Origin of the sequence: Chitinophaga sp. (genome assembly GCF_036569185.1) — a bacterium.
Lineage (GTDB): Bacteria > Bacteroidota > Bacteroidia > Chitinophagales > Chitinophagaceae > Chitinophaga.
The window spans coordinates 47,744-59,364 of sequence record NZ_DATCRD010000388.1 but is presented as its reverse complement, the minus strand read 5'-3'; the positions used below and the strand labels follow the sequence as shown (position 1 = coordinate 59,364).

General features: G+C 47.0%; 10 protein-coding genes. 7 read left to right on the top strand and 3 right to left on the bottom strand.

The window, feature by feature from the left end; genetic code table 11:
- Positions 1-441: 441 nt before the first annotated feature.
- From VIM72_RS29430 to VIM72_RS29420, 3 genes are all read right to left on the bottom strand, one after another.
- A complete protein-coding gene (locus VIM72_RS29430) occupies positions 442-1,002 on the bottom strand; it encodes an RNA polymerase sigma factor (protein WP_332006381.1) in 561 nt (186 codons plus the stop codon).
- Between the two features lie 286 nt (positions 1,003-1,288).
- Positions 1,289-1,903, bottom strand: coding sequence for a peptide chain release factor H (gene prfH, locus VIM72_RS29425; protein ID WP_332006380.1), 615 nt, complete (start codon positions 1,901-1,903; stop codon positions 1,289-1,291).
- 5 nt (positions 1,904-1,908) lie between these two features.
- Positions 1,909-3,309 (bottom strand): RtcB family protein, encoded by a 1,401-nt coding sequence (locus tag VIM72_RS29420; protein ID WP_332006379.1) that lies wholly within the window; start codon positions 3,307-3,309, stop codon positions 1,909-1,911.
- A 14-nt stretch (positions 3,310-3,323) separates the two neighbouring features.
- Here VIM72_RS29420 and VIM72_RS29415 point away from each other — a divergent pair, with 14 nt between their 5' ends.
- From VIM72_RS29415 to VIM72_RS29385, 7 genes are all read left to right on the top strand, one after another.
- Positions 3,324-3,449 carry a hypothetical protein gene (locus VIM72_RS29415; protein WP_332006378.1) on the top strand — a complete coding sequence of 42 codons (126 nt, stop codon included), beginning with the start codon at positions 3,324-3,326 and terminating at the stop codon, positions 3,447-3,449.
- Positions 3,450-3,901: 452 nt separating this feature from the next.
- The gene (locus tag VIM72_RS29410) at positions 3,902-4,528 is read left to right on the top strand and encodes a TetR family transcriptional regulator C-terminal domain-containing protein (protein WP_332006377.1); all 627 of its coding nucleotides are present in this window, start codon (positions 3,902-3,904) and stop codon (positions 4,526-4,528) included.
- Positions 4,529-4,533: 5 nt separating this feature from the next.
- Positions 4,534-5,865: an AarF/ABC1/UbiB kinase family protein gene (locus tag VIM72_RS29405; RefSeq protein WP_332006376.1), complete on the top strand. Its 1,332-nt coding sequence runs from the start codon at positions 4,534-4,536 to the stop codon at positions 5,863-5,865.
- A 121-nt stretch (positions 5,866-5,986) separates the two neighbouring features.
- The gene (locus VIM72_RS29400; RefSeq protein WP_332006375.1) at positions 5,987-7,027 is read left to right on the top strand and encodes a sensor histidine kinase; all 1,041 of its coding nucleotides are present in this window, start codon (positions 5,987-5,989) and stop codon (positions 7,025-7,027) included.
- Positions 7,027-7,737 (top strand): response regulator transcription factor, encoded by a 711-nt coding sequence (locus tag VIM72_RS29395; RefSeq protein ID WP_332006374.1) that lies wholly within the window; start codon positions 7,027-7,029, stop codon positions 7,735-7,737. Before VIM72_RS29400 ends, VIM72_RS29395 begins: the two co-directional genes overlap by 1 nt.
- Positions 7,738-7,877: 140 nt before the next feature.
- Positions 7,878-10,385, top strand: coding sequence for an outer membrane beta-barrel protein (locus VIM72_RS29390; RefSeq protein ID WP_332006373.1), 2,508 nt, complete (start codon positions 7,878-7,880; stop codon positions 10,383-10,385).
- 128 nt (positions 10,386-10,513) lie between these two features.
- A complete protein-coding gene (locus VIM72_RS29385) occupies positions 10,514-11,605 on the top strand; it encodes a hypothetical protein (protein WP_332006372.1) in 1,092 nt (363 codons plus the stop codon).
- Positions 11,606-11,621 lie beyond the last annotated feature (16 nt).

Sequence of the window (11,621 nt, the reverse complement as noted above, 5' to 3'; positions counted from 1 at the left end):
CACACGAACTGGATGGGCCGATGTTAAAGCATTGGAAGAAAAAGCGATTAAAAAGGCCTGTAGAAACTGCTGGCGACTAAATTATGGAAAAAGATGTCAATTACAGGACGTATGGATTTTGTCTTCAAATATGTTTTTTTTTACTTTTGTCAACTCATAACCGTACAGAAAAACACAAATTTCTTTCATTCCCAAAACGGTCAACATTTTTCAGGACGAGACACTGTGTAAACCTATATCAGGACAAGACCGGTGGTTTTTTTGGGGCTAAGAGCATGCACAGTGCATTGGGAGTATATCAGGAGTGTATGAGGAGAGTATTAGGACTATATGAGGACTATATGGGGAGTACGACATATAGACGACTCCTGGGCATCCCAAAAGTATCCGCAAAGTATCTGTGCTCCCATTCATGCCTTAACCGGACAATATCGATTTTTTTCAGAAGAAGAAGGAAAGATAGGGATATACATCTTTGAGGCGGACACGCAGGTGCTTCAACGCCTTTGTAAGATGGGCTTCCACTGTTTTTTCCGACAGCTGGAGGGCGGCGGCAATCTCCTTATTGCTGTACTGGTCGCGGCGGCTATATAGGAATACGAGGCGGCATTTTTCAGGCAGCGTGGCTATTTCAAGGCCCAGCCGCTCCTGCAGGCGGCAATAATCCAGGTGATCCATATCCGGGGCCTGCACCATTTGCTGCGCCACATCTGGCGTATCCAGGGGATGATCCGGCAATAAACGGCTGATCTGCCGGAATACGGCATAACGGGTGGCGGTAGCAAGATAACCGGAAAGATGGCGGATATCCAGTTCGGCTTTCCTGGCCCATAAACTGGCCAGCACCTCCTGCACCACATCTTCAGCGGCAGTACGGCTACGTAAACGGTTATACGCAATGGCATACAGCTTCTCCCAGTAACGATGAAATATTTCGGTATAGGCCGATTCATCGGATTGCTGTAGTCTTTGTAATAGCGCTATGTCACTTAGTTCCTCCACGTGCGGTAAATGGTTGATATCCGGTGTGTGCTATAAAAATAAGCAAAAAGAAGCGGATTTTGTCTGACTCAGGATTAAACTGATTTCGCTGATTACGCTGATTTTATTTTTTGGGATTTTATAGATTTTAACGGATTTGGGAAGATATAAATGAAATATTCGCTTATATCTTCCCAAATCCGTTAAAATCAAAATGATCAAATCAGCGAAATCAGCGAAATCAGTTTAATCCTGAGTCAGACAAAATCCGCATCGCCGAAGGCGATACAACCGGCGCACCTTCTTTTTACAACCGTTCCCTGATCACTTTCACTGCATCGCCTCTTTCCAGCTCATTGTGCTCCTGCCAGCGCTGCTGCTGCTGTTTCACCAGTTCGCCGGTTTGCCAGGCGAGGAACTTTGCCTCCAGCCGTTCCAGGCATAATTGTTTGTTCTGCAATTGGGAACGGCTATCCATTGCCAGCACCTGTATGCCGCTGGGACGGTGGGTACCACGAACCGCGGTTTCCACTTTATTCACATGCTGTCCGCCAGGACCGGCTGCACGACAGGCTTCCAGCGTTACGTCTTTCGGATCCCATTGCACCTGTTTTTTGATATCAAAAACCGATACGCCTACAAACCAGTTCTTACGCTTGTGGAATTTACGGTAAGGGCTTTGTGCAATCCACTGTATGGTACCTTCCCATGACTGGCAAAACGCCGCCGCATTTTTTCCTTTAAGCAATAAGGTAGCGGAGAGCAGGGTACCTTTAAGATCTCCTTTTACATTTTCCAGTACCTGTATGCTGATGCCAGCTGCGCGGGCTTCCCTGATCATTATTTCCTGCACCTTTGCTACAACCCTGCTACATTCTGCAGGGCCGCGGCCGGAGGTGATCTGTACTATCATCTGTTCCATAATTGTTAGTCTTTATTCATTCTTACAATGGCGGGCATAAACCGGCCTTGTACATCTACTAATTCCTGCTGTGCGCTGATCACATTTTCAATGTCTTTATACGCCAGCGGGTTTTCTTCCACACTGCCACCGATAAGGGTTACCCCTGCGGCTGCCAGCATTTTTTTCATCCCGGACACGGTCATGTTTTCTTTTGCCCTTTTGCGGCTCATGGCTCGGCCTGCACCGTGCGATGCGGAATACAAGGCGTTATCCACCCCTTTGCCCATCACCAGGTAAGCAGCAGTGCACATGCTGCCGGGAATGATGCCCATTTCGCCGGCATGAGCCGGGGTAGCGCCTTTGCGGTGAATGATCACCCGTTGCCCGTTCGCCAGGGTATCTTCCCAGGCAAAGTTGTGATGATTCTCCACTTTGGCAAGCGGCTGTAAACCCAGTGCTTTCGCCAGGTTGATATGGATACGGTCGTGACATGCCTTTGCATAATCACCCGCCAGGTTCATAGACAACCAGTACTCCTGCCCTGCTTCACTGTTAAGATCCAGCCAGGCCAGCTGCTGTGCCGATTTTGGCAGCTTACAGGTATCCATGGCAATACGGGTATAATGCTGCGCAATGTTAGCCCCCAGCCCACGGCTGCCGGAATGCGACAACAGGGCCAGGTATTTTTTGGGAGGCAGCTGCAGTGCATTGTCTTCTTTCAATTCAATGATACCAAACTCCACGAAGTGGTTACCACTACCGGAAGATCCCAGTTGCCGGGCAGCTTTCACCTGCAGTTTCCGCAACAGTTCTGTTGCCTGGAATGTAGGGCTGTCCAGCACTTCATGCTCCTGTGGCAATTCCAGTCCGCCTTCCATACCAAAGTGGGTATGTTCTTTCAACGCCACTTTTACCTGGTGGGAAAAACGTTTCAGGAAACTTTCCGCTTCATCAAAAATGCTAAGCGCCATACGGCAACCAATATCCACCCCCACTGCAAACGGCAGTACCGCATTGCTGGTAGCCAGTACTCCGCCAATAGGCAGGCCGTAGCCGGTATGTGCGTCGGGCATAAGCGCCCCCTGTACCGTAACAGGTAAAGACATGGCCGTTTCCATTTGCTGCTTGGCAGAACGTTCTATTTCCTTGCCGCCGTATATTTTCAGCTGCCCGGTTTTTTCTAACAGGTCGTACGACTGAAAGTTGCACTCCACCGGTTTGTCCATAAAAGTTTCGGCTATTTTTCCAAGCACCTCATGTGAACCGTAACCGGCAGGATCCGCTTTGATGGCGGTTAACATGGCCATGATATCTACCTTGGCCGTGTGTTTAAAATGTTTTGAAATAATATTGATGACGAGGCTTCTTGCCTGGTCATTTGTATAACCTATTTTACTAAGTTCTTTTGTTTTTATACTGCCCATAAAAGATGAGGTGTTTGCAACGCGCTGCCCTTGCGGGCATAGCGCTGCTGAGACTGATCCTGAAGAACAAAGGTCGCGCAACCGGGGTGTTGCTTCCCTTCTTCCAGGCAGCCTGTAGTATTGAATTAAATTACGTGTAAATTTTTGTTCCATACAGGAACATCACTTCCGCCGGAAGTGGCTGATAAAGCAAACAGTGGCACTAACGTGCGCGTGTATACGAAATATGATTATACCATGAGTATAAACTGCATATAGGTATTATCCCGGCTTATGTAAAGTTAAGCGGCATCGTTTGCCGGATCAGGCAAGCAGCGAAAGGAGCGATATGTGGGTATGTTCTGTCATGATTCCTTGCATTTTTAAAGATGAGTGATAAGGAATTCGGGTGCAAAGGTATATCTATTTTACAAACATCTCCTCATTTTTTTTACATAATAACTTTATTTTTTCCGGCAGAAGATTTTAACATTTCACGTACCGATAAAAAAGGGTTTATAACTGCGCTTGACGTAAATTTGTACGTACCCCCGTATTTAACCTCCGGAACCCGCTCCGGACGGGCTACATCAACATTATAAAACTTTTTCTTATGGACAAACAGCTCATCCGCAACGCCTATAAAGTGTACTGGTTGGAAAACGGCAAAGCGCCCGTTTCTGTTTACGCGCTCTGCAAAATTGTGGACGTTTCTGAAACTGAGTTCTATGAACAATACAGTTCACTGGAAGCAGTAGAAAAAGATATCTGGCTGGCTATCTTCCAACAAACATTGGATCAGCTGCATGCAGATGAAATTTACCAGCAATATAATGCGCAGGAAAAATTGCTGGCCTTTTATTTCCTCTGGGTGCAGAAACTGAAGGAAGACCGCAGCTACCTGTTGTTACAGCGTAAACACTTCCGGTTGCCAGACCTGTATCGCAACAAGCTGGAAACCTTCCGGCAGGCGTTTAACAAATATATAAGCGACCTCGTAAAAGAAGGTTATCAGTCCAGCGAAATCAAGGAAAGAAAATATATCTCCGATCAGTATGTACATGGTTTCTGGTTACAGGCCCTTTTTGTACTGAAATACTGGCTGGACGATACCAGCAACCAGTTTGAGATGACCGACGCCGCTATTGAAAAAGCGGTGAACCTGAGCTTCCAGCTCATCAAATCCAATACCCTGGATAGTTTGCTGGACTTCGGGAAATTTATTTTTACGAGGAAATAAGCATCATGAAAGAACAATCCAATATTCCCACTTCCAAAGTGGAACGGGCAGGCAGATTCGTTACGACAGGATTGAAGGTAGGTACCAATTATATCAAACACTACACGCGCAAACTGATGGATCCTTCTACCACGAAAGAAGAGCTCCACCAGGACAATGCCGCGGATATCTACGATACGCTGAGCAACCTGAAAGGCAGCGCGCTGAAAGTGGCGCAGATGCTGAGTATGGACAAAGGCATGCTTCCGAAAGCCTATACCGAAAAATTCGCCATGTCGCAATACAGCGCTCCCCCGCTGAGCGGACCGCTGGTGGTGAATACTTTTGTAAAGACATTGGGGAAATCGCCCTCACAGCTGTACGACCAGTTCGACCTGCAGGCCTGTAACGCCGCCTCCATCGGGCAGGTGCATAAAGCCATGAAAAATGGTAAAACCCTGGCGGTGAAGATCCAGTATCCCGGCGTAGCCAACAGTGTAAAATCCGATCTCCGCATTGTGAAGCCTTTTGCCATCCGCATTGTGGGCATGAACGAGGTGGATATGGATAAATATTTTGATGAGATAGAAAGTAAGCTGCTGGAGGAAACCGATTACCGGCTGGAACTACGCCGCTCCATGGATCTGTCACGGGCATGCGCGCATATTCCCAACCTGAAATTTCCAGGGTACTACCCGGAAATGTCGTCGGATCGGATCATTACCATGGACTGGCTGGAGGGGCAGCATCTGAAAGAATTCCTGCTCACCAACCCCTCACAGGAAGTGCGTGATAAAATCGGCCAGGCCCTGTGGGATTTTTACCAGTTCCAGGTGCATAGCCTGAAACAGGTACATGCAGATCCGCATCCCGGCAATTTCCTGATGCGCCCCGACGGCACCGTAGGCATCTTCGATTTTGGCTGTGTAAAGGAAATACCGGAAGATTTCTATGAAAATTACTTCCTGCTGGTAGATAAAGAAGTACTGAAAGATGAAAAACGCCGGCACCAGATCTATACCAACCTGGAAATGATCCACCCCACAGACAGCCCCAAAGAGGTGGAATTCTTCTCCGGCCTGTTCCAGCATATGATCGACCTGCTGACACTTCCCTTCACGCTGGATAGCTTCGATTTCGGCAACGAGGCCTATTTTAATGAAATATATGCCTACATGGATGAGCTTTACAATATGAAAGAGATCCGTGATTCAAAGGTAGCGCGCGGCTCCAGGCATAGCCTTTATATTAACCGTACCTATTTTGGATTATACTCCATTCTCAGCGACCTGAAGGCAAATGTTATCACCGGCCCCGCCAGGATACAGGAGCTGATGGCTGCCGGAAAAACTGCTTAACAGGCTTTCCGGGGTCACATCTCCCCCGGAAAGCTTTATTTTTTTCGATGTTAGTCGAAGAATTACTCCAATTGGTCGCAACTCTCTCCCGATAATTACCCGATTGACCTAATTTTGCGCCATGAAACAGGAATGGTACCAGCAGAAATGGGCAGTAGTAGCCAGGCATATCCTTGCATGGCTTATATTCTTCTCCCTTCCCTATTTGTTACACCCTACCAATGAAAAGTACGAGCAGGACCACATGAGCGAAAAACAGGCCTGGGCCATGTATGTGTACTTTTCCTACCTGGTGCTGATGGCGTTCTTCTACCTGAACGCCTGGATACTGATTCCAAAACTCGTATATAAAAAGAAGATTTTTGACTATATCCTTTACATCATAGGGGTTTTTATTTTTATGTGCGCCATGCGGTACGGGTTTGAAAAAATATTCCTGAAACCGCATGTCATGGATATGAAACCGGTCATCCTGTTCACTTTTTTCATCTTTTTCCTGGTGCTTTCGGCCAGTACCGCCTTCCAGATGATCGTGGATAAAATGAAGCTGGAGCGGCAAACCAGCGCCCGGGAAAATGAGTTGCTGAAAACGGAATTGTCTCTTCTACGCTCGCAGGTAAGCCCCCATTTTATGTTCAATGTGCTCAACAACATGGTGGCGCTGGCACGTAAAAAGTCGGATGTGCTGGAGCCTTCCCTCATCAAGCTTTCCTCGCTGATGCGTTATATGCTGTACGAAGCCGATGAAGATAAAGTACCGCTGCAGAAGGAAACAGAATACCTCCAAAGCTATATAGACCTGCAGCAGCAGCGGTTCGGGAAGAACGTTACCATCCTCGTATCGCTGGAAACGGCAGACTGCAGCTACGAAATAGAGCCTATGTTGCTGATCCCTTTCGTGGAAAATGCCTTTAAACATGGTACCGGCATGATTACCGACGCTACTATAGATATCCGGTTATACACACGTTCCGGTATGTTATTCTTCTCTGTACGTAACCGCTTCAATAAAGATTCTTCCGAAATAAAAGATAAAACAAGCGGTATTGGTCTTACAAATGTAAAAAGGCGTTTAAATTTATTATATGGAGATGATCATGTTTTGCACATCGATAAGAATGATGACTGGTTTATAGTTTCCTTACAATTAAATCTCCACTGATGATGAAATGTATTGCCATAGATGATGAACCGTTAGCGCTGGACCTGCTGGAAGATAACATCAGCATGGTGCCTTACCTGCAGCTTACCGGCAAATGCAACAACGCATTTGAAGCGATGGAGATTTTACGGCACCAGCAGGTAGACCTGATCTTCCTGGATATCCAGATGCCCGGGCTTACAGGGCTACAGTTCCTGGAATCGCTTCCCAATAAGCCATTGGTGATACTTATTACCGCTTATGAAAAATATGCCCTGGAGGGGTTCAACCTGGCAGTAACGGATTACCTGGTAAAACCCGTATCCCTGGAACGTTTCATCAAAGCCTGCAATAAAGCGCAGGAGCTTTTCCTGCTCAGAACGGGTGGAAAAACGGCGCGGGAAGAGGCTGATTTCTTTTTTGTAAATGTGGATTACAGCCTGCTGAAAGTGGTATTTTCCGATATCCGCTGGGTGGAAGGACTGAAAGATTATGTAAAAATACACCTCGGCAGCAGCCCCAAACCGGTGATTACCCGCATGAGCATTAAAGGCCTGGAGGAGCAATTACCCGGCTCCCGGTTTGTACGGGTACACAAATCATATATTGTTTCCATTGCCGCTATTACCACCATCCGGAAAAACAGCGTGTTTTTGGATACGCTGGAACTCCCTGTGGGCGATACTTATCGTGATGCGGTATATGCCATTGCCGGCAAAGCCGGTCAGTAATCCCGGCAGTTCGTAGCTGTTTTTTCCCCGCTCATCTCATTTAATTCATTTTATCCATCTGCTGGATATACTTTTGCATCATCAGAATTTATATTAAAATGTATAAGATTTATTTGTTTATCACCCTGTTTTTGCTTTCAATGAGTGCTGTAGCTCAGCCTCCCGCAGGCGCTAAAATGCCGATGGGTATGGGTATGAGTGGCCATGTATATGGCAAAATTATTGACCCCGATGGAAAAGCTGTACCATACGCATCTGTAATTATTCTCGGAAACCGGATGGATAGCGCTACAAAAAAAATGAAGGAAAAACTGCTGAAAGGCGTACTTACCAAAGGCAATGGTGAGTTCAGCCTGGAAGACCTTCCCGGCAGAGGCCCGCTGAAACTGCGGATCACCGCCACTGGTTACAAAACCATTGAACAGCCGGTAACCTTTCCTCCGTTTGAAAAGGACCTGGGCAATATCAAGCTGGAAGTAAGCACCACCCAGCTCCAGGGCATTACCGTAGCTGGTACCAAACCACTGATGCAGATGGATATCGACAAAAAGGTGTTCAATGTAGAAAAAAACATCGTGAGTGCCGGTGGTACTGCATTGGATGTGATGAAAAACGTACCTTCTGTAAATGTGGATATTGATGGTAATGTAACCCTGCGTAACAGTGCCCCGCAACTGTATATCGACGGGCGTCCCACCACCCTCACGCTGGAGCAGATCCCCGCAGATGCCATTGAAAACGTGGAAGTGATCACCAACCCATCCGCCAAGTACGATGCTTCCGGTGGAAGCGCCGGGATCCTGAACATTGTGCTGAAAAAGAACCGCAAAACCGGTTATAACGGTAACCTGCGCGCCGGTGTGGATAAACGCGGCGCCGTAAATGGCGGTGCAGACTTTAACCTGCGCCAGGATAAGGTAAATATTTCCGCCAGCGTAATGGGCAACCAGATGAAAGGCCGTACCAATGGTACTACGGAGCGTAACAATTTCGCAGATGAGCCACCTACTTTTATTAACCAGTACAACGCCAATAAAACAGACGGAGGTTTCATTTTTGGTAAACTGGGGCTCGACTGGTTCGTAACCAACCGCACTACTTTATCTGTTGCCGGTATCAAGGTGCATGGCTCCATGAATCCTACTGAAAGGATCGATATTAATACCGACAGCCTGGACAAATCCAGTACCATACGGGCTTTCAGTCAGCGTAACTCTACTTCCCACAATAAGTTCAATGCGAACGGGCTCGTATTGGGAATGAAACACCTTTTTCCTAAAGAGGGAGAAGAACTGACCGCCGACTTTAACTACTTCGGGGGAAAGAGCGACAACAACGCCGACTACCGGACCGACCGTTACAATGGCAGCAACATCAGCGGCAGCGATATACAGCAGATCCTGGGCAACGGCTCCGTGAGCTTTATGACCATTCAAACGGATTATGTAAAGCCGTTTACCGGGAAACTGAAGCTGGAAACAGGTTTAAGAGCCGCTATCCGTAACACGAAAAGTAATTTCAACAACTACATACTGGACCAGGAAACACAGAAGTATGTACTGATCCCGGCCGCCTCCAATAATTACAAGAACAGCGATAAAGTATATGCCGCTTATGTCAGCGTATCCAATACCATTGGTAATTTCGGTTACAAGGTGGGCGTACGTGCAGAAAGCTCTAATTATACCGGCGACCTGCTGAACAACGGGCAGCATTTTTCAAATAACTACCCGGTGAGCCTGTTCCCGTCCCTGTTTTTAAGCCAGAAGCTGAAACATGACCAGGAACTGCAGGTGAGTTATACCCGTCGTATTAACCGGCCAAACTTCTTCCAGCTGATCCCTTTCACTGATTCTACCGACAAGCTGAATATCACGAAAGGTAACCCGGGGCTGGTACCGGAGTTCACTACTTCACTGGAAATGTCGTACCTGAAAACGCTGAAGGGCAACAATACTATATTGGCGTCTATCTATTACCGGCATACCAACAACCTGATCACCCGTTACCTCACCAAGGAAACCGATCCGGCAAACGGCCAGGAGATGCTGGTGAACACTTATATCAACGCGAATTCCAGCTACTCTGCCGGTGCGGAATTAACTGCCATGTATAATCTCACCAAATGGTGGAATGCAACCGCCAATGTGAATATCTATAATTCAAAGATCAATACCGATAATGTTACACAGTCGCAGGATGCCCTCTGGAGCTGGTTTGGCAAGCTTAACAATACCTTTAAGCTGCCTGCCAATTTTGAAGTGCAGCTCACAGGTACCTACCAGTCGAAAACCAACCTGCCGGTGAATGAGAACAAAAATGTACAGAGCGGTCCGCCGATGCAACAATCGCAGAATGCGTCCCAGGGTTACATTGCTTCCTTTTATGGTGTAGATGCGGCCATCAAAAAGAGCTTCCTGAAAAACAATGCAGCTTCTGTGACCTTCAGCGTGAATGATATCTTCAGAACGCGCTGGTCTGACCAGTATTCACAAAGCGATTATTTCACTCAATATTACAGCCGCCTCCGCGACCCGCAGATGATGCGCCTGACCTTTGCTTACCGGTTTGGTAAAATTGATGCCAGCCTGTTTAAGAGAAAGAATATGGGCGCCGGTATGCAGGGAATGCAGGAAGTTATCCAATAAGAAGTTGTCTTATAGTGTAAAGCACCGGAATGCGAGGGGGGTACACCTGAGCGTTCCGGGCTTTTTTTTGTGTGGGATTTTTTACATCTTTAAGAGATATATTTGTAACCTAACTATTGTCCCTTATCATGAAAAGATTCTTTTTGTTAACTTCCGTTTGCTGTTTGACAGCAGTAATGAGTAATGCGCAGATCCTCAACCAGACAACATTGCAAAGCGGTGCTAATTTTAATATAGATGGGATTGGGCGTGCCAGCCTGTTCAACACTTCCCGTACAACCGCCGCCGGGCTGGGTTCAGGCCACTATATGTTAATGCAGAATGGTGTTTATCGATGGGGCCTGGGAACCACCAATGTAGAAAGCGGTACTAACCTCGAAGGCAGTGATTTTGCATTATTTGGTTATAATAATGATGGGAGCCTCAGGCCAAGGTACCTGACTATTATGAGGAGTAATGGATTTGCAGGGATTAATACGGCTTCGCCTACGGCTCAACTGCATGTTTCCGGTTTACCTGCAACAGATGGAGCTGAGCCAACACCATTGGCTAAATTCACTTACACCAATGTTGCTGAAACAGAAGCTGTGCTTCGCTTTTCCAATGCTACTTATCAGACAGGCGCCTATATTCCGGGCATTATCGGCCGGTCCTATAGCCCTGGAAGGCCATATGGTATTTCTTTGAACGGAGAGGCAGAGGATGTTGTCCCTTCAGCATTGGAACCATATTCAGCAGCTGTAATGTTAGACGGAAGAAGTAAAACCAATGCAAGGCTCGCCAATGCCAATGTTTTTTCCGTTAATTCCTATGGTACCTCGTTGCTGATGATCAAAGCCAATGGCAACGTGGGCATCGGCACTACAGCCCCCGGTACCAATAAGCTCGCCGTGGAAGGCACTATCGCCGCCAGAAGGGTTAAAGTAACACAAGCCGCCACCTGGCCCGATTATGTTTTTGAGCAGGATTACCCATTGCCATCTCTCCAAAAAACTGAAGCTTTTATCAGGGAAAACAAACATTTACCGGAAGTGCCTTCTGCAAAAGAAGTGGCTGAAAACGGCCAGGACCTGGGAGATATGAACGCTATACTCCTGAAAAAAGTGGAAGAGCTTACCTTACATCTGATTGCCATGCAAAAAGAAATAATGGAAGTAAAGGCTACCAATAAAATATTGACAAATGAACTAAAAACAGTTCGCGCTGCTTTAAGCAAATAATACCCTGAACGGCCGG